The following is a 19,939-nucleotide window of genomic DNA, read 5'->3' on the forward strand; positions in this document are numbered from 1 at the left end:
TCGCGCCCACTAACACGCCCTCGGGATCATCCATCTTCGGGTCCAGATTGGGCAGCATATGAAGATCAAGGGTGAACCGGGAATTGGGATGCGAACAGGGAATTTCCTTCCCTTTGGCGTCTTTCTTGCCTTTCTCCCACTGGCCGGAGTGGTTGCGCCCTTTGGGGGGCACCTCTCCATCTTTGCCCGTCCAGTGGATATTGTTATCCGGAGTGACCAGCACGTTGGAGAAGATGATTTCCGCCGGACGGTTCAGCGCCTCCCACTGGAACGTATCATCAACGGAGTTGATCCCTTCGATAATGCCAAACATCCCCTTCTCTACATTGACCGCCCGAACCACGCCGTCCTTTTTCCTCAGATAGGCAATATCATCCCCGACAATCGTCTCACCCTCGAGCATGGCCGTGGAGGTCTTGCCGCACATGGAAGGATAAGCGCCGGTGAAATAGGTTACCCTTCCCTTAGGACCGTGCACGCCCATGACAAGCATGTGCTCCGTGAGCCATCCTTCAACGGAAGCCTTGCGGATGGCCAGGCGCATCGCCAGTTTCTTGAGCCCGATCACATTGCCGCCGTACTGAGTGTTGGTGCTGTAGACGGTTCGGCCAGCGATATCAATATAGATTCGGCGCCCATCGAGGTTCTTGGAGACCTTTCTTTCATCCACTTCTCCCTGTGAATGAACGAACTTGAAGAAATCCGCTTCAGCCCCCTGGCGCACAAATTCCTGATAGCCCTGCCGATACAGCAAGTCCTCGCTATGAGCCACATAGGCAGAATCGGTGATCTGGACACAGGGGATGGAAAACTCGGAATTGGTCGGTCCCAGGCATGCGAAGCGCACAATCGCCTGTTTACCCTTCATCAACCCCTTGAGGATTTCATGAACCTCAGTATAACCCTGATCCCTGTCCCTCGTGCTGATCAATGGACCCAGATCAACCCCCTTGGTCACCAGGATATTGGTGTGCTCTTTATCTCGCCCTTGATCCCCATACGAGTCGAAATGGACTGTGTGGCCTTTTATGGCGAGTCTGGTTTCTTCACCATCCTTAATCGCTTTCTCTCGGATGTATTCGAGATCCTTCTTCGTATCGGTGCAGACGAAAATCGAATCGGGGTTGCAAAGTTCGACATATTTGGCCACAAATTCGTCAAGGGCGGGATTCTTGATCTTGGTCAGTTTCTTATAATTGTCGTCTCCCAGTCTTCTCTTCAATTCTTCCATGTTTGGTGTTGTTTCTTTCATCATAACCCCCCATTCTTTTTTTCGATTCGCTTTACCCAATGCTACGGGACAATGATGGCCAGGACGTCATTCTTGGCCACCCTGGCACCCGGCTTGCAATTGATGGCTGCAATTTTGCCGCCGACAGGAGCCAGGATGGTGTTTTGCATTTTCATGGCCTCGAGGACTACCACCGGAGCATCTTGATTTACCTTTTCCCCCACCTTCACCTCGTAGTTGACGATCATTCCCGGCATAGGTGCCAGCACGGGTGTGCCATCCATTTTGGCTGCCACGGGCGCAGCGGCCGGTTCTGCCGCTTTAGCAGCGGGAGCGCTGGCAGAAGCGACCGTCGGTTTGGGCGCAACTGGCGCCGATGGCGCAGATACCGATACTGCCGGAGCATTGCCTGAGCCTGCCGACTCGACATCCACCTGGAAATAATCGCCGTCCACAAAGACATTATAGGTCTTAGTTCCAGGCCCTTTGGCCGGCGCTGCCTTTTTGACCTCTTTCTCGGCCAGCTTGCCTGCCTTTGCCTTGGCGATAATATCCGCTTCTGCCTTGGCTTCCTTCATCGTCTTGGGCGCCATGGGCGGCTTCCAATCGGACGGGATGGTCTTGTCCATGCCGTACTTATATTTGAGATAGCGTGCGCCGGTCGTGGGGAACATGGCAAAGAGGATCGCGTCCTTGGCGTCTTTGGCGAACTCCTTCGACTTCTCTTTGGCCTTTTCCATCTCCGGCTGGAGGCTATCAGCCGCCCGGGTGGTGATCGGTTCTTCGCCCCGCTCGTAGCCCTTCAGTATCTTCTTTTGCAATTCCTTATCGATGGGCACAGGCGATTTGCCATAGAGTCCCCAGCAATAGTCCTTGGTCTCTTTAGCGATCATCTTGTAGCGTCCCGCCAGAACGTTCTGAACCGCTTGAGCCCCTACCAGCTGGCTTGTTGGGGTGACCAGCGGGGGATACCCCAGCTCTGCCCGCGTTCGAGCGGTTTCCGCCAGGACCTCTTCCAGCTTGTCCATAGCGTCTGCCTGTTTGAGCTGCGAGACCAGATTGCTCCACATGCCTCCGGGAATCTGGTGAACCAGCACCCCGGCATCGATCACTGACATTGAAGATGTGTCCACAAAGTCACGATATTTGGGCGCGATCTGTTCAATCTTGCTGGCTGCCTTGATCATCTGGGCAATATCCAGCCCGGTATCCCTGGTGGTCCCATAGAGGGTGACGACCAGGGGCTCGATGGCAGGGGAAGAAGTCCTCAGGGCTAATGGCGAAAGCGCCGTGTCGATGATATCCACTCCGGCCTCGATGGCCTTTAGATAGGACATCGAACCCTGGCCGCTGGTATAGTGGGTATGAAGTTCAACGGGGATGGTGAGCGCTTCCTTGAGCGCCTTCACCAGGTCGTAGGCGTCATACGGGGAAAGGAGGCCCGCCTGGTCTTTGATGGCAATCGAATCGGCGCCCAGATCGCGCAGTATCTTGGCTTTCTCCACAAAATAGGCAATGTTGTAGACTGGCCCGCCGAGCCGCGGTTGGGTCAGAGAGTAGCACACAGCGCCCTGGAAGTGCTTGCCCACCTTTTTAATGGCCTTGGCCGCCCGCTCGATGTTGCGCTCGTCGTTAACCGCGTCAAACACCCGGAAGATATCGATTCCAACCTCGGCGGCCTGCTCCACAAAGGCATCCACCAGATCATCGGCATGGTTGCGATAGGCCACTAGATTCTGCCCGCGCAGCAGCATCTGAAACGGCGTTTTGGGCATGAGTTTCTTCAGGATGCGAGGGCGCTCCCAGGGGTCCTCCCCCAGGAAACGGTGAGATACGTCGAACGTGGCGCCGCCCCACATTTCCACCGAGTAGAAACCACACTTATCGATCTCCTCGGCCAGAAACTCCATGTCCTCCATCCGCATGCGCGTGGCCCAAAGAGACTGATGGGCATCTCGAAGCGTGGTATCGCAAACCTTGACGGGATTGGCTGCCTTGGGCCGGTTTTTGACCCGATCTCCCGTCAAGTCTTTAGCTGCTATCTGGCCGACTCCAACTCCCTTCGTGACACTCATATACTGCTCCTCCTGTCGCTAAAATGGGTTTTTCGAACCAATGCGGGCTCTATGGCCGCTGAAATTGCCGATGCTCTGTTCTTGCCTCGAAGAGGGTTCATTTTCCGGGCATAGCGATATTACCGCGTATCCTGGGAAGACGGGATTTCCGCTTTAGGGAATCTAAGGGACCTCTGATCAGGTGGCGCAGGACTCTTCCTGCCAGTACCTGCCCTCGATCGAGATCGCGGGTTGAAACCCCTATCCTGAGACTGCCAAAGGGATGCCCATAGACTTCCTCCTCGCATTGCCTTATCCGTCCTTCTTGGGGAATAGCTCAGGGAAAGCGGCGCGGCGTCCGAATTCCGACATTCTATCGGGTCCTATAGCCCGGAACAACTGGCCACCACGCAGAAACATGGGATGAATAACATGACGATCAACCACTACATCGATCACGCTGGTTTTCCCGGAGTTGAAGCTGCGCTCAAGAGCAGGACGAATATCCTGAGGCTGTTCCACATGCTCCACGTGACAGCCGAAAGGTTCAAAAACCCTGTCATAACGAACACCGGGCGTCAGATCAGAAACATTCCCTATTCGGCCATCGGCAAGGCGCAACTCGCGGCAATAATTGTCGGTCATGCTGCTCAGCCATGAACTGTTGTTATTGATCAGATATACCACGGGGAGGCGGCATCTGATGGCTGTTTCGATATCAAATCCACCGGCGCCGATCCCTCCATCGCCCATCATCACAAAGACCTGCTTGCCGGGCCGGGCCAATTGAGCTCCGATTCCCATGCCCACTCCATGCCCTATGGTGATCCACTCCCCCGTATCCAGTATCTGCCCGGCAAACTTTGACTCGATCCTCTCTGTGAGGGAAGAGCTTCCCACCAGAGCATCAAAGACAATTGTGGCGCTATCATCCAGAAACTCCACAATCTCCTTGGCCAGAAAAGCGGGGTGAATAGGGCTCGCTGCACTGGTTTTCTCTGCCGCTTTGATCAGCTTCTGGGAGTTGGTGCTCTTAATGCCGGCCACTGTATCGAGCCAGGCTTGTCTTTTTGCAGATTTCACCGATGTGGCTTTAGCGCAATCTATCATTTGCTTCAGGACAGCTTTGGCGTCACCCAGAAGAACCAATTCTGTCGACGAGCCGCAATGGATTTCCTGCTCGCTGTGACATGCCTGGATGAGTTTGGTATGCCGAGTCCACTCACCGAAATTCTCCAGATACCCCAGCGATAAGCCAATTGTCATGGCCACGTCAGCTTTTGCCAGGACATCACCCCTAGCCCGGCCGCCAAATGCCAGGGGGTGGTTTTCGGGAACAGCACCACGGGCCATCCGTCTTGTCATGACAGGGCATTGGACCAGTTCCACGAATTCATTGAGTTCCGGAGAAGCTCCTGACCAGTAGATTTCATCGCCCCCTACAATCACTGGTCTTTCAGCTTCAAGGAGCATCATCACCGCCCGCTCCACTGCCTTGCTATCAGAGCCACCCGGAACAGGAGGCTCATGAAGATACGATTTCTGGTATCCCAGTTGTTCACTCACATCGCGCTGGCTGGCCAGAAAATTCTCCGGAATCTCCACCACTACCGGTCCAGGCGGATACGCAGACGCCTCTATGAACGCTCTCTTCACATGGTGAGCAACGAGGCGTTTCTCCACCACTCTAGTAGTCAGTTTCGCAATACCCTTCAGAGCTTCAGCGGCATAAGATTTGGCCGAGGCCCCTTTCATATCATCAAAGGTGGCATGCTGGGCTACCAATGCAACCACCGGGCTCTTGGCATAGTAGGCTTGCGCAATGCCGCTGGACGCATAGGTATAGCCTGGACCTGCCATGAGCATGCACACACTCGGACGACGCTTGGCCCGGGCATAGGCATCAGCCGCAAATGCGGCGGCCTGCTCGTGACGCATGTTAACCAGCTTCACACCGTTATCAGAGGCACCCGTATACAGAAAGATGACACCACTTCCATACACACCAAAGGCATGCTCCACTCCCTCTTCTTTCAATATGCCGCCGATCACATGCGCAATGCTAGCGGGTTTATCCGTCATATGATCCTACCTCAGTAGCTCCAATTTCCGATATCCGATTTATCCATGTCTCCCTGAAATCAGGCCGGGTTATGGGTGCCGCCGCTTGCTTAGCTCCTCGATCAGAGCCGGAATGACCTCATGCAGGTCGCCCACGATCCCGTAATCCGCAATGCCAAATATATCTGCCCTGGGGTCTGTGTTGATGGCCACTATGGTGTTGGAATCCCATATACCTGAGACGTGCTGGATGGCCCCTGAAATGCCGCAAGCGATATAAAGCTCCGGTTTGACCGTTTTGCCGGTCTGGCCGATCATGCGATCTCCCGTGATCCACCCTTCATCGATGGGGTCCTTGGTGGTTCCTATCTCAGCACCTAATGCTTCGGCGAGTTGATGAATCACGGCAAACTTCTCCGCCGAACCCACACCCATCCCAGCACCGACGATGATCCGGGCTTCCTCAAGCTTTGCTCCTTTCTTGCTCTCCTTAACCCTCTTTACGGTCTTCACCGGCATATCAGAGGCTTCCAGACGCACGGGAACACGGATGATCTGGCCTTTGCGTTTGGTATCTTTTTCCAGCGCCCGCATCACGCCCGGCCTAACGGTAGCCATTTGCGGCCTAGCCTGGGCGCAAACGAAAGTATACATCATGCTCGCCCCGTAGCCGGGCTTGGTGCTCAACAGCAGGCCACTCTCTTTTTCGATGGCCAGTTCAGTGCAATCCGCAGTGAGACCGGTCCCCAATCTCTTGGCTACTCTGGGGGCCAAGTCCCTGCCGATTTCGGTAGCGCCGAGGAGCAGTATCTCCGGTTTGGATTCCAGAACCTGCTTGACAATTACAGCCGTGCAGGCATCCGTTCGGTAGTTGCCCAGTTGGGGATCATCGGCAAGATACACTTTATCAGCGCCGCAATAGATCAATTCCTGAGCCAAATTTTCGATCTGCGATCCCAGTAAAACTGCCGAGAGCTGTGTGTTTAGAATGCTGGCCAAGTCGCGCCCTTTTCCTAGCAACTCTAGGGATACAGCGCTCAACCAACCGTCTATCTGCTCGGCAAAAACCCATACGCCATGATATTCGTTGCAGCTCATCTCTTCCTCCTGGTCAAATCAGATGCTTAACTTCAAGCTCTTTCACAAGATTTTGAACCGCATCTTGCGCCGAACCTTTATATATCTTCCCGGACCGTTTCCGCGGCTGGGGCACGAATGCTCTGGTCATCTTGGTCAATGAGCCCTCAAGACCGATTTTGTTCTTATCTAAATTGAGATCCGCGGCATTCCAAACCGTGACCTCTCCTTGCCTGCATGCGTCCAGGATGTCGCCGATGGTCGGTTTTCGAGGGGTATTGATCTCCTTGGTGACGGTCACCAGAACCGGCAACTTCGCCTCAACCACCTCATAGCCATCCGAAAGCGATCGCTCCGCCTTAAGGGTTTTCCCCTTGATTTGAAGCTTGCGCACATAGGTGACCTGGGGCAGTTGAAGCTCTTCGGCCAGTTGCGGCCCCACCTGGGCGGTATCGCCATCGGAGGTTTGCTTTCCGCAAAAAATCAGGTCAAAGTCTCTCAACTTCCTGACAGCGCCTGCCAGCACGTAAGAAGTAGCCGACGTGTCCGCTCCTGCGAAGGACCGATCGCTCAGCAATATTGCCTTATCCACCCCCATGGCCAAGGATTCCCGCAGCGATTCCTCTGCCTGTGGCGGGCCCATGGTGACGGCGGTTACGCTCCCGCCGTGTTTGGCTTTGAGCAGCAGCGCTTCCTCCAGAGAGTGTTTATCGTCCTGATTGATATCAGAAGGGCACCCTTCCCTCACCAGAGCGCCCGATCGGGGGTCGATGGGGACTTTGGCCGCGCTGGGAACTTGCTTTATGCAGACAATAATCTTCATATCGAGCCTCCCTCAAAACACATCCAAGGGTGATTGAGCCTCTGGTGGATTAGCGGCATGGGGAATCGCCTGCCTCGATCAGCAATTCCCTAGTTCATTAGGGAATTGCTGAATAAGTGGTCATAAAATGTTCTTTAGGGAATTTGTATCACGTGAAATGCAGTTTCAGAAACTCAAATTTGTTGGTTTTCTGTCTTTCCCCCATCTTTTTGAGGGGAGATTTTGTGCTTTCGGGCAGACTATCCCCTCATCAGCAATAAATCCTTGCGAACCAGATACAAGTTGGCCAGAGCCAATAGGCTGAACACCTGAGCGGCATTCTTTGCCAGACCTTTGTGTTTCACCTTCCGATAAACCCATAGATGCTTGATCACCAGAAAGATGTGTTCTCCTTTTGCCCTTGTCCGATGTTGTTCGTGATTCCATTCCCGGTCAATGTCTGTCAGCGGATGCCCTGGGCTACCTTTACGATCAATGTGCCATTCGATCCCCTGGGATTCAAACTCCTGACTCTTTCCAATATTCGAATAAGCCTTGTCACCATAGACGGCTCTTTCCTCCCCGTGGAACAGATCATCCATCACCTGTGAATCATGTACTGTGGCATCGGCTACCACGATGCTGTGAGCCAATCCCCTCCGGGTGTCCGTTCCCACATGGGCCTTCATCCCGAAGTACCACTGATTCCTTTTCTTCGTCTGCTTCATCTCCAGGTCCCGCGTTTGGGTTTCGTTCTTCGTCGAGGGAGGTGCGTTGATAATAGTCGCATCCACAATCGTTCCCTCACGCAACAAGAGCCCTTTGTCTGCCAGATACCCTTTTATCTTCTCGAATATCTTCTCCGTCAGCCCATTCTCTTCCAGGTAATGCCGGAAGTTTAGAATGGTGGTTTCATCCGGTATCACGTCGGCTTCCAGATCGATCCGAGCAAAACGCCTCATCGATTCGATATGATAAAGCGAATCTTCCATTGCCGGATCGGATAATCCGCAGCATCCACTCTGCCGGCATCGGTTGCCGTCCATTCCCTTTCTTCGGATAGCGCTTCCGGACGATCTTCAATAACTCGGCCCAGGGAATCACCTGATCCATCTCTTCCAGAAACTTCTCCCGACGGGTCCTGTTTTTCTTGTTGTCATAGGCCAAGCTGGCAAAAGTGGGTCCACGGTTCATCGGCAGACTCCTTCGAATTGATCTGCCATTATTATCTCATAAGCCCAGACTTATTCGGAGCTTCCCTAGGAAGCTATCGATGCTATCGACATGACCGATATTACCCGTCGAGGACCGCACCCAACTGCTCTCAGATAACGGTGCCGGTTATGTTTTCAGGGGCCTTCAGGGATTACCTACACGCTAGATCAGACGAGACGTATGAAAGCCTTCCCACATGGCGTGCATGATGTTGCGTGGCTGAACACAGTCGCCCACGGCATATAGCTCGGGCACCTTGCCTGCAAGTGCATCGTGAAGCACTGACTGAGGCTTGAAACCCAAGGCCATTACTATAGAATCAGCCTTTAATTCTCTCCTGGAGCCACCAGCGTTAACGATAGCACAGTCCTTGCCAACTTCCAGAAGTCTGGTGTTGAGCATCACCTTTACTTTGCTCTTCTCAACCAATTCCATAAGCCCCATCATGCCATTGGCACTCATCCCCTCTGGTACCAATTGCCCCATCATTTCTACAACAGTCACCTTCCCGCCCTTTCTGGCAAGGTAAGCAGCGGTTTCACAACCAACCAGACCTCCACCAACCACGACCACGGTTGAACCTGTCTCCTTCTTGCCGAGAAGCACATCTAGCGCACTGGCCACATTCTCTGCACCTATGCCTGGGACTTCCGGAACCAGCGGGCTGGCACCGGTGGCGATGATTACCACGTCAGGTTTTGCGTCTAGAATTAGTTCCAGGGTGGCTTCCTTCATAGATTCAACTTTCACACCCAGCTTCCAAACCTGGGTTGAGAGGTAGTCTATCAGAGGCCTGATATCCTGTTTGAAGTCCGGTACAGAGGCTGGTATCAGTTTGCCACCCAACCTAGCTTCCCTCTCCCAGAGAGTCACTTTGTGACCTCTTGAGGCTGCTACTCTAGCCGCCTCCATTCCGCCCGGCCCACCTCCCACTACCAGCACATGTTTGCATTTCTCCACCGGCGTTAGAGTATACTCCCTTTCCAGGCCGGCAGCCGGGTTCACGGAACAGCTAAGATATTTCTTTTCAACCGAGCGGCTGAGGCATCCCTCATTGTCTCCTATGCACGGTTTGATGTCGTCTAGCTTACCATCTCTCACCTTATTTGCCCATTCGGGATCAGCGATTAACGGCCTTCCCAGACCGATGAAATCAGTCTTCCTATCCTGAAGGGCTTTCGCGGCGACTTGCGGGGATCCCAGCTTGCCATCGGCGATGATGGGGATGTTGACCACTTTTTTCACTGCCTCAGACAGGTGAAGCCAACAGGCTTGAGGCTCATACATGAACGGGATGGTGCGATGCCATATTTCGTAGCAGCCGCCGGAAACATGCAGCGCATCAACCCCAGCCTTCTCCAAACGTTCAGCAATCTTCAACCCTTCCTCCAGCTTGCGCCCGCCTTCAATACCGTGGTCAGCCGTGAACTTGTAGATCAGGGGAAAATCCTTTCCGACGGCGGCCCTTGTGGTGCCAATTATCTCCATCGGAAATCTGAGCCTGCCATCAAGGTCACCACCATATTTGTCAGTGCGCTTATTCCAGAGTGGAGTCATGAATTGGTCCATAAGGTAACCGCCATAGCCGTGTATTTCTATACCATCAACCCCGGCTGTTTTTGCCATCCCCGCAGCAATTGTATATGCCTTCACGAGCATCTCTATCTCCGTGATGGTTAGCTGCCGGGTTGTCACACTGGGGTCCCACATACAGGGTACCGCGGAAGCTGAGATGGGTTGAAGAGGATTACCCTGAGTGAAGTTTATCCGCCCGAATCCCGGCGACAACTGAATCACAAGCTTCGCTCCACGGTGGTGCACAGCGTCGCAAAGCTCGTTAAGCCGGCCTACTTGCCGGGGGTCATCGAGCCGGTTTACCGTCTGAGACATGCCAGCTTCCAGAGCCGTGCTGACAGCCACAACTCCGGTTATAATCAGGCCGATACCACCCTTGGCTCGGGCAGCATAGTAATCTATCAGCCTTCGGGAAAAACCCTGGTCCAAATCCAGAAGACCACTGGTACCCATCGGACACATCACTATTCTATTTCTCGTCACCATGTTTCCAATCCTGCCCGATTCAAACAGCTTCATTTGCCCGTCCTCCTCCTAAATCGAGGTACACATGTATCACTGAATCCTGGATAAACATCCTGACCTAAGCTTACCAGCTTCTCACAACCTTTTGACTCCCTCTTCAATCCAGCTTGCTCAGGCTGGGGAGATATTTGTCGTCGTCGATGTTCAACCCACCACCAAGGGACCCCTCGGGATAGTCGACGCAGGCTCCTTCCACGGTGATCATCCCTACACCACCCCTGGCCCGTGCGGCATAATAGGCAATGCTGCGCTCACTGACATACCCTCCCGGTTCATCGTAGCCAGTGTCCATTGGCGCCATCAGAATCCTGTTTCTGAGGGTCATCTCTCCTATGGAAATCAGCTCAAGCTTTGCAAATTTGTGCCCCCTTGGTATTCTGAGCGGAATTTGCCCGCCTGCCAAGTGTGTCCTTGACAAACAAGAACCAGGTTGGTCACATGGCATTCGTTAGTGTCCCTGTGGCATTAGCCAAGACTCTGTGTTGTCCGCTGGATGATCTCGTTTTGCAGCCCGGTGCTCAGGTCCACGAAATGAGCGCTATATCCCGCCACCCTGATGATCAAGTCGCCATGGTTCTCAGGATATTTCTGGGCATGCCTCAAGACCTCGGGACTGACCACGTTAAACTGTATATGCCAGCATCCCAAGTCAGCCCAAGTTCTGAGGTATGCGGCAAACAATGCCTTGGAGTTTCCTTCGAGGAAACTGGGCGAGAACTTCTGGTTCAGCAGCATGGAGTATTTTGGGTTTACCTTGCCTGCCGATTTAAGTACGGCTGTCGGTCCATTCGTGTCTCTCCCACGCATCGGGGATATGCTGCCGTCGGCAAACGACTCATCCGATTTTCTTCCATCAGGAGTGGCCAGCGCTCCGATGCTCCACGGAAAGTACATCGAGGCAGAGCTCCCTTCCACAGTAAACATGAATCCGGATTCGGTGCGAAAGCGCTCGACAGCATATTGCTCGCGATTGCAGACTTCCCGTGCTATCAAGTCAACATAATCGTCGTCATTCCCGAACTTCGGCGCCTTCCTCAGCTTCTTGAACAATTCATCCTTGCCCTTGAAGTTGTTTTTCCAGGCATCGATCACCTCTGCCATGCTGACGGTATTTTCGTCAAATACGAGCTTCTTGATGGCCGCCAGCGAATCGATGACGTTCATCTGGCCGGCCGTATGAATGGTGGGCAGGGAATGGTAGAATTCGTCCATGCAATCCTGGCCTCGCTCAACGCAATCGTCTGTCAAAGCAGACATGAGGGGCCGTTGAAGAGTCCGCCTGTAGAGGGCACAGGCCAGGGCTTCGACCTTCGCGACATGCTTGATTTGATATACCCACTGGGCTTCATAAGCGTCCAGCACCTCGTCGAACGATTGGAACGTGGTGGGGTCAGGGATAACAAGCCCCAGTTGAATCCCGGTTGTCATGCTCTTGCCCTGGTTCATGGCGATTTCCAGGACCTTGGGCAGGAGGAGCGCAGCAGCTACTCCATGAGTTTTCTGCATGGCTTTACCCGGGATTATCGGTTGGAGACATCCGCCGGATGTCCAATTCCGCGCATCTCTGAGCGGAATTCCCCTGTTGACCAGATAGGGAATGACCACGCTGTCATTGATGAACGCGGGATGGCCGATGCCGGTTCGTATCATGTCTATCGCCCTGCTGATCAGCTCCGGGTTTATAGTGGGATGGTATCTCAGCACGATACTGGGCTGGGTTGCCTGAATAGCCTCACAGGCATCGATGATCAAGAAGGACATCTCGTTGGTTGCATCGTCACCGTCCGGGGTGATGCCACCGATATTGATGATCTGATACAGGCTGGCACCCTCCTCGCCGCGATGGACTGCCGAGGTTTCTACCTCGCCGATTTCCTCCAGCTTGATCCAAGCACATTCTAGAAGCTCGTGGGCTTCTTCCCGTGTGATCCTGTTGGCCTCGACGTCTCTCTGATAGAACGGGTTCAGCAATACGTCCAATCGACTGCCTTCGCCCTGGCCATGATACTCGATAAATCGGGTGACCATGTGTGTCAGGTACCACGCCTGCAAGGCCTCGTGGAAACTTCGTGGGGGATTACCAGGTATCCAGTCACATATATCAGCGATCTCCAGAAGCTCCTCGCGGCGCTGGGCATTGCGCTCTTTAGACGCCATTTCTCTAGCCAATGCTGCATATCTGCCGGCGAACTTGATCATCGCCAGCAAGGCGATGATCATTGCCTGAAGAGTGTTGAGCTTATCAATGTATTCATCGCCGGAGATACTCCCGTCTTTGAGCTCAGCTCCAAGCTGGCGCAACCTGTTTTCGGCCTTCCCGATGACTCCATTGAGACCCAGATCGAAGAGCGTGTGATAGTTGGGAGACCCCAACCCCTTCTGTGACGACCAATGGGCGGCCCAAGTCATCTCCGTCTTACCCGCCGACCCCAGAACCTTCTTTATCTCATCAGGCAGAATTGAAGACATTCTGTCATCAATGGTTTTTCCTTTCCAGTAGTCGCGAATCTTCCCCCACTCCGCTCTGCCGCGTTCATCCACCATATGCGCAAGATCGGCCTTAATGGCTTTGTCCATATCCTTCCACTGAAGTTCGGGGTGGATGGGCAGACCATAGGGATCGCTGGCGATATTTCCCACGATCAGCTCATCATCGCTGATGTATATGGTCATGTGGCTCAGAATATGATCCAACGCCTTCGCTCTCCGGATGGCCTCAGGCTGTCCCTCGGTGGACTGGTAAGATTCGGTCATCAAACCTGCCGTCTCGAAGCAAATCCTGACCCCCGGCAAATAGGTGAATTGAGTTGTCGATCGATCCAATCCGCCATCTACCCTGTTCACTACCGTGCTCTTGCGAACCCTCTTACTCTTGAGCTTTTGAGCCCTCTCACCGCTGGCAAACCGCGATGACTTCTGTGTACTTGTTGACATCTTGACGACCATGTATTGACCTCCCTTTTTTTGCTCCTGCGTGAGATTTGCGGAACCCTATTAACCCTCTCATTTTTGTACATTGGCAGCCAGAGATTGTATCAACGTAATAGTCGTCTACAGGAGGGAAAATGCGTTTCTGTATATTGTCCCCTAAAAAGGGGCCTGCACTCTTTCTCCTCCAGGAGCCGCGTCTCCGGTGGGTTTTGCTACTCGATCTTCATCCCACGTGCTTGTGCCATCGCCCCATGAATCCCACCTCAGTTCACGACCCTCAAACTCTTTCGCAATGAATTCAGGCAATGCTGGTTTGTACTTGGACGGGTAAGCCCAGTACGTCTGCGGTGGTCCGTAAGGAGGCACAAACTCCAAATTCGTGGTAGGTATGTTCCATTCCACAGGATGCTTGACAGGCCTGCCCGCCTTTGTGGTCCAACAAGGTAAGCTCTGTTCCACCACCCACTCGAACACCCTGCCGAGCTGCAGCATCTTGTCGATGTCAACTCCTACTTCGATCCCCATTTCATCCAGCGCCACAAGGACATCTTCTGTTGAGCTGTTGCCGGTGGCACAAAAGTTAGTATAGGTAGGGCCGGTCCCGATTCCGGGGACACAATCAACTATGTTTGCCGGTTGCCCCCCACCCATTCCCAAAGAGGTTTCCACTATTCTGGCGCCGGCCATGATTGCAGCTACGTTGTTTGCCAAAGCCATGCCCCTGGCTTCGTGGAAATGGGATATCCTGAACTTGACCTCATTGTCGTACTTTCCATACCGATCCACCAGAGTGGACATGTATTCAAAAGCTCTCAGCGGGTTGCATTCCCCGGTGGTGTCGCAAGGGGTAAAGTTACGTATTCCCAGATCAAGGCCACGGTCCATGATCTCAACGACGCTCTTGACGGGAACCGGTCCGGCGAGTGGCGAGCCATAGACGCAGGATATCGCCATATCGATCTCAAAACCGTTCTCCTTGGCAATCCGCACCAACTCCGGGATTTCGCGGAAAAACTCTTCCCTAGTCTTGTTGGCATTCCTCCTGCCATGAAGGTCTTCCGCAGAAATGGTGAATGCCATCAGATGAGGTCCATAGCCGGCTTGTTTCGCTTGAGCGGCTCTGTCAAAAGCTCTCTTGTTCATGCCATAGCATTTCAGCTTGACCTCACCCTTCTGCACCGGCTCCAAACCCCAGACCTTTTTCATAATTTCCTCGGCATCCCTGCTTTGAGGTATCACTTTTGGATGACCGAAGTTTGTCACTTCGATCGTTTTGTATCCTGCTTTTATAAATTGTTCCGCGAACCATAGCTTAGTTTCGGTCGGCACGAATTTCGACATGCTCTGCATTCCATCGCGGAGTAAAACCTCAACCATTTCCACTTTTTGTGGCAGGCGCTTCCTCATATCGGATTTCATCAGATGACCTCCTTGTTTTTGAATTGTTCGATTTCTTCCCAACTAAATCCCCCCCAATCCTGCAATACATTTTCCGTGTGTTGGCCAAATTCGGGGGCGGCCATTCTGACTTTTCCCGGGGTTCTACTAAGCCCAACAGGAACTCCCACCATCTTGATAGGTCCGGCAACAGGATGTTCGAAGTCCACCAGGTACTCGTTGGCAGCCATTTGAGGATCTGCAACCACATCGGCGTAATCGTTTACCGGACCGCAGGGGATATCCACCCCCTCCAGCTTGCGAATCCATTCATCCCTGGGCCGAGTAGCAAAGACATTATCTAGAATAGCAATTAGTTTCTCAGCATTGTCACCGCGGTTATCGATCGAATCAAATCGAGGGTCCTTTTCCAATTGTTCAATATTCAGAACCCCGCAAAAATCAGGCCAGAATCGTTGAGATTGGAGTGCAGCGATAATGATCCACTTCCCATCTCCAGCCTTATAGGTATTCCACAGGGCATTACGGACTCTCCTCCGCTCCATTCTGCCGGGCGCTTTCCCGGAAAAAAGACATCGCTGAAGAGCCAACTGCCCCATGGCTGCCTGGCTTCCCAAAAGAGAAACATCCACTTCCTGGCCAAGCCCGGATCGCTCTCTCTCAAAAAGAGCGATCATGATCCCGTAAGAAAGTGTTATTGCACCTACCCAGTCGGCAACGCCATTGACCTGAACCAGTGGCGGAGGCTCATTGGGATCTCCGCTAACGCTCAACATGCCCCCCCTGCCCTGAGCGATTACGTCAAAAGACGGCTTTTCTCTATCAGGGCCATTTTTACCGAATCCGGTGGCCGAGGCATAGATCAACCGGGGATTAATTGCAGAGAGCGTAGCGTAATCGATGTTCAATCGTTCTGCAACGCCCAGTCGCAGATTTTGCACAAAAACATCGGCCTTCTCCACCAGTCTGTACAAAACCTTCTTCCCCTCTTTCTTCTTGAGGTCCAGAGTGATACCCATTTTGTTGCGATTGTGACACTCAAAATAGGTGTTCAGGATGCTCTGATCGCTCTTCCATACCAGCCCCCTGCCCGGATCGCCTTTCAGTCGGTCTTCGATCTTGACTACATCCGCCCCCATGTCTGCCAGCATCTGAGTCGCCACTGGCCCTTGCTGCCATATAGTAAGATCCAGAACCTTGATGCCTTCAAGAGCCATACTCATCGATACCACTCCCTCAAGCTCGTACACTTCGCTCTGCATTACGTTAATCGTTGTCGGTGTTTCGTCTGAAGATATAGCTTTCATGAACATAGAGTAGCCGCTTGCATCGACTGATTCAACGTCCGGGAAGACTTAGCTGTGCTGTCTGAAAGTACGGGTCCGTATGTAGCCCTCCCGTAAAATAGTACCAGCGAAAAGTGGAGTTCTCAGGCATAATGAAAGAGAGAAAGGAGAGCTCCAGGAATGAAGAGATCAAGGTTTAGCGAGTATCAGATCGTGCGTATCTTGAAGGAAGTAGAGGGTGGGAGGCCTGTCAAGGAGATCAGCCGGGAGCATGGCATCTCGGAGACGACCTATTATAACTGGAAAGCCAAGTATGGCGGAATGGAAGCCTCGGACATCAAAAGGCTGAAGGAACTTGAGGAAGAGAACCGGAAACTGAAGCAATTATATGCTGAGGTAAGCCTTCAGAACCGGGCGCTGAAGGACGCTATCGCAAAAAAACTCTAACGCCGGCGGAGAAACGGGAGCTAGTGGATTTCTTCGGGGAAGATCATGGGATGAGTATTCGGGAGAGTTGTGAAACAGTTGATCTCAGCCGAACGGTATACCGTTCCCAGCCGGACACGGATCGGGATCAACTGGTTATTGATGCTCTTCTGGCCTTGACGGATCAATATCCGACTCGGGGGTTTGACAAGCTCTTCCCCATGCTTCGTCGGCGGGGATATAAATGGAATCACAAGCGTGTGCATCGGATCTATTGCGCCCTGAAACTGAATATGAGACGCAAAGGAAAGCGTCGATTACCGAATCGGTGTCCCGAGCCCTTGAGTGTACCGGACCGCATCAACCAGTGCTGGTCTGCTGATTTCATGAGCGATGCGCTTTGGTACGGGAAACGGTTCCGAACATTCAATCTGACTGATGACTTTAATCGTGAAGCGCTGGCGATCGAGGTGGATATCAGCCTGGGAGCACGGCGAATCGTGCGAGTGCTTGATCGGGTGGCATCTGATCGAGTTTATCCGGCAAAACTGAGGGTGGATAATGGTCCTGAACTCACATCGGTTCATATAGCTGCCTGGGCTGAAACTCATGGAGTAGAGCTGATATTCATTGAACCCGGCAAACCAATGCAGAATCGATTCATCGAACGGTTCAACCGCACCTACCGTGAAGAGGTGCTCGACATGTATGTGTTCAACCGGATAAGTGAGGTAAGAAATATCACTGAGAAATGGCTCGTAGGTTACAATGGGGTGCGTCCCCATGAGGCCCTTGGGAATATGCCTCCTGGAGAGTATGCTATGTCACACTGACCTTTGTGGTACCTCCACTTTTGAGTGGTACTAAACCAGGGAGGTTTACACGTACGTGATACAGCCTCAAACATGCCGCATCATTTTGGATGAGGGGGCATGTCGCCCCTGGGCTTTTGGGGTTGTGGAACTGCGAATGAACCGCAGGTTGCAGAAAGGAATCATCTCAGTCTCTCGGCCCATTCGCGTGCCCCCACGCCCGTTCGGTTTCTCTATCCGAGCAATCGCGGACGATCGCCATCCCTTTTGGTCTGTCCTTAAGCTTTTTTTTTGCAGCCAGTGCTGATACTTTTGGCCCGACTGTTTGCCTTTTTGGACATTGTGGGGGGCAGTCGCGAGGGTTATAGTTATAAAAAATCGGATCGCTCAAGATAGAATACCATGATGAGAAAGAGATAGATTCGTTTAATCGCGTGTCTTCAGATCAACCGAATCACAAAAAGTCGAGAGGTCTCATTACGTCTCATAGGAATGGTGTTTTCGTTCAGGCTGCTCATAGTTGTGTTGATGCTTGCCCCCGAATGATGAAGGCCGCCCACGGTCTGGCCCTTATAGATGCTTTAGGGCCAGCGAGATAGATTGCGTCTTCCTGCCCGTCTAGTGTTGGCACAGCGTATTGCAGCCTGATAGATTGCGGGATCGTTCAGATGACACGAGCCGGGAACTCGTTGACAGTTCGATCCTAGATATAGGTGCAGAAGAGAGGTGCAAATATGCCTGAAGTGAACACTCGCCATGCATTGACATATGCCCATCAACTAACACAGGACCAAGGGCTGAGGGTACGAGAGCTGAAGAAGGCAGGCAGGCATATATTTGGCTATATGTGCTGTTCAGTGCCGTTGGAATTATTCACTGCGCTAGACATCGTCCCTTACCGGATTCTGGGAAATATGCACGAACCCATAACCCGGGCCGACGCGCACCTCGAGAACAACATGTGCTCTTTTGTGCGGAGTTGCTTTGATCTGAGCCTGAAGGGTAAGTATGATTTCCTGGATGGCTTGGTCGGTGTCCATAGTTGTGACAGCATCCAACGGGTATACGATGTCTGGAACTATTGCCACGGCTACAAATACAAATACTCACATTTCATTGATATGCCCCATGCCGTAACGTTAGCTTCAAAGGCTTTCTACACGGTACAGCTCGATGTGTTCAAGCATAGCCTGGAGTCCTATGTAGGCCGGACCATGAGCAATGCGGATCTCCGTCGCGCCATCGACCTTCACAACGAGAACCGGAGACTGCTACGGCAGCTCTATGACCTGAGAAAGCAGGACCCCCCTCTCATTTTAGGATCGGAGGTGACGAAGGTGCTGCTGGCAGGTATGTTCCTGCCGATACAGGAATATTCCCAGCTGATCCATGAGGTAACGGCAGTGGTAACCAGCCGCCGCGAGCGGCCTCCCAAGGGAGGGGCGCGCATATTCCTTTACGGCAGCATGATCGATGACACCGCATTGATTGAAATGGTGGAGGGTGCTGGAGCCAATGTGGTCATTGACGATTGCTGTACAGGAACCAGGACTTTTTGGCAGAATGTGGAGATCACTCCTAACCCCCTCGATGGGTTGACCGTACGGTATCTCGATGGGATACCGTGCCCACGTACTTTCAGAGACCTCACTGGATCTCACGAGGACGATATTGAAAACCGCTTCCGCTACATTGGGGAATTCATTCACGATTTCGGGGTAGATGCTGTCATCCTATCCATAATACGTTTTTGCGATGTGCACGAGTTGGATGCGCCGGATGTACGGGATTACCTGCGGAATCGCGGTTTGCCGGTTCTGCACCTGACGGATGCCTACGATTCAGGCGCCAGCGGCCAGTTGAGAACTAGAGTACAGGCATTTCTGGAAATGGCGGGCATGAAAGGAGGGGCTTAAGAAGATGCTCCAAGATTCAATGGAACAACGCGTCCCCCAAAAAATAAAAACAACCGCCGTCAAGTCCACGATAGCGGCCAACACGGTATACGGCCGTTACCTGAAGAAGATGTATGTCCGGGCGGCTGAAAGCACCCAGCGGGGAGGCCACGTCGCCTGGGTGATGGCGGCCAACCTGGCTGATGAGATACTGACTGCTATGGATGTGGTCCGCATATACCCGGAAAACTACGCGGGCATATGCGCCGCGAAAAAGGCTGCCCAACCATTCCTTGAGGCAGCGGACTCAGAGGGTTTCTCTAACGTCATCTGCGGATATGCGCGGACCGCAATCGGCTATGGGCAGATGCGGCGAGAGATGGGCATAATACCACCCACTGCTCCGGACGGGGGTATGCCGAATCCGACGATGCTGGTTGGCAGGACGACATCCTGCGATGTCGGCTACAAATGGTTCCAAGCCCAGAGACGCTACGAAGACGTGCCTATCCATGTGATCGACGTGGTGATACCACCGATGGCCGCTAACCTAGAAGCTGTGCTCCCCTCTTATGTGGTTTACCAAACTGAGGGACTTCGGGCCCTTATCGCTTTTGTTGAAACAGTCACCGGGCGCAAGATGGATTGCGA

At 52.9% G+C, this 19,939-nt stretch carries 13 protein-coding genes and 1 pseudogene; 3 read left to right on the top strand and 11 right to left on the bottom strand.

Annotated features, from left to right (window positions below):
- The 11 genes and pseudogenes from PHV74_08505 to PHV74_08555 all read right to left on the bottom strand — a co-directional run.
- A partial coding sequence (locus tag PHV74_08505) for a phosphoenolpyruvate carboxykinase domain-containing protein (protein MDD5094403.1) occupies positions 1-1,255 on the bottom strand: 1,255 nt, incomplete at its 3' end.
- Positions 1,256-1,293: 38 nt separating this feature from the next.
- Positions 1,294-3,306, bottom strand: a complete 2,013-nt coding sequence (locus PHV74_08510; GenBank protein MDD5094404.1) for a pyruvate carboxylase subunit B — start codon at positions 3,304-3,306, stop codon at positions 1,294-1,296.
- Positions 3,307-3,597: 291 nt separating this feature from the next.
- Positions 3,598-5,367 carry a thiamine pyrophosphate-binding protein gene (locus PHV74_08515; GenBank protein MDD5094405.1) on the bottom strand — a complete coding sequence of 590 codons (1,770 nt, stop codon included), beginning with the start codon at positions 5,365-5,367 and terminating at the stop codon, positions 3,598-3,600.
- Positions 5,368-5,436: 69 nt separating this feature from the next.
- Complete coding sequence (locus tag PHV74_08520) at positions 5,437-6,444, bottom strand: electron transfer flavoprotein subunit alpha/FixB family protein (protein ID MDD5094406.1); 1,008 nt, start codon at positions 6,442-6,444, stop codon at positions 5,437-5,439.
- Between the two features lie 13 nt (positions 6,445-6,457).
- Complete coding sequence (locus PHV74_08525; protein MDD5094407.1) at positions 6,458-7,246, bottom strand: electron transfer flavoprotein subunit beta/FixA family protein; 789 nt, start codon at positions 7,244-7,246, stop codon at positions 6,458-6,460.
- Between the two features lie 239 nt (positions 7,247-7,485).
- A pseudogene (locus PHV74_08530) lies at positions 7,486-8,419 on the bottom strand (IS5 family transposase).
- A gap of 183 nt (positions 8,420-8,602) precedes the next feature.
- Positions 8,603-10,534 carry an FAD-dependent oxidoreductase gene (locus tag PHV74_08535; GenBank protein ID MDD5094408.1) on the bottom strand — a complete coding sequence of 644 codons (1,932 nt, stop codon included), beginning with the start codon at positions 10,532-10,534 and terminating at the stop codon, positions 8,603-8,605.
- Between the two features lie 103 nt (positions 10,535-10,637).
- Positions 10,638-10,985 (bottom strand): hypothetical protein, encoded by a 348-nt coding sequence (locus PHV74_08540; protein MDD5094409.1) that lies wholly within the window; start codon positions 10,983-10,985, stop codon positions 10,638-10,640.
- A gap of 20 nt (positions 10,986-11,005) precedes the next feature.
- Positions 11,006-13,486: a pyruvate formate lyase family protein gene (locus PHV74_08545; protein MDD5094410.1), complete on the bottom strand. Its 2,481-nt coding sequence runs from the start codon at positions 13,484-13,486 to the stop codon at positions 11,006-11,008.
- Between the two features lie 141 nt (positions 13,487-13,627).
- A complete protein-coding gene (locus PHV74_08550; GenBank protein ID MDD5094411.1) occupies positions 13,628-14,890 on the bottom strand; it encodes a hypothetical protein in 1,263 nt (420 codons plus the stop codon).
- Complete coding sequence (locus tag PHV74_08555) at positions 14,890-16,176, bottom strand: CoA transferase (GenBank protein MDD5094412.1); 1,287 nt, start codon at positions 16,174-16,176, stop codon at positions 14,890-14,892. Before PHV74_08555 ends, PHV74_08550 begins: the two co-directional genes overlap by 1 nt.
- Positions 16,177-16,335: 159 nt before the next feature.
- Between PHV74_08555 and PHV74_08560 the strand changes: the two genes are divergently transcribed.
- The 3 genes from PHV74_08560 to PHV74_08570 form a co-directional block, all read left to right on the top strand.
- Positions 16,336-17,414 (top strand): IS3 family transposase gene (locus tag PHV74_08560; GenBank protein MDD5094413.1). Its coding sequence is split into 2 segments (ribosomal slippage): positions 16,336-16,597 and positions 16,597-17,414, totalling 1,080 coding nucleotides; the frame shifts between segments, so codons are not numbered across the junction.
- A 713-nt stretch (positions 17,415-18,127) separates the two neighbouring features.
- A complete protein-coding gene (locus PHV74_08565; protein ID MDD5094414.1) occupies positions 18,128-19,309 on the top strand; it encodes a 2-hydroxyacyl-CoA dehydratase family protein in 1,182 nt (393 codons plus the stop codon).
- A gap of 19 nt (positions 19,310-19,328) precedes the next feature.
- On the top strand, positions 19,329-19,939 hold a 611-nt coding region (locus tag PHV74_08570; GenBank protein MDD5094415.1), incomplete at its 3' end, for a 2-hydroxyacyl-CoA dehydratase family protein.

Source organism: Dehalococcoidia bacterium (assembly GCA_028711995.1).
Lineage (GTDB): Bacteria > Chloroflexota > Dehalococcoidia > SZUA-161 > SpSt-899 > JAQTRE01.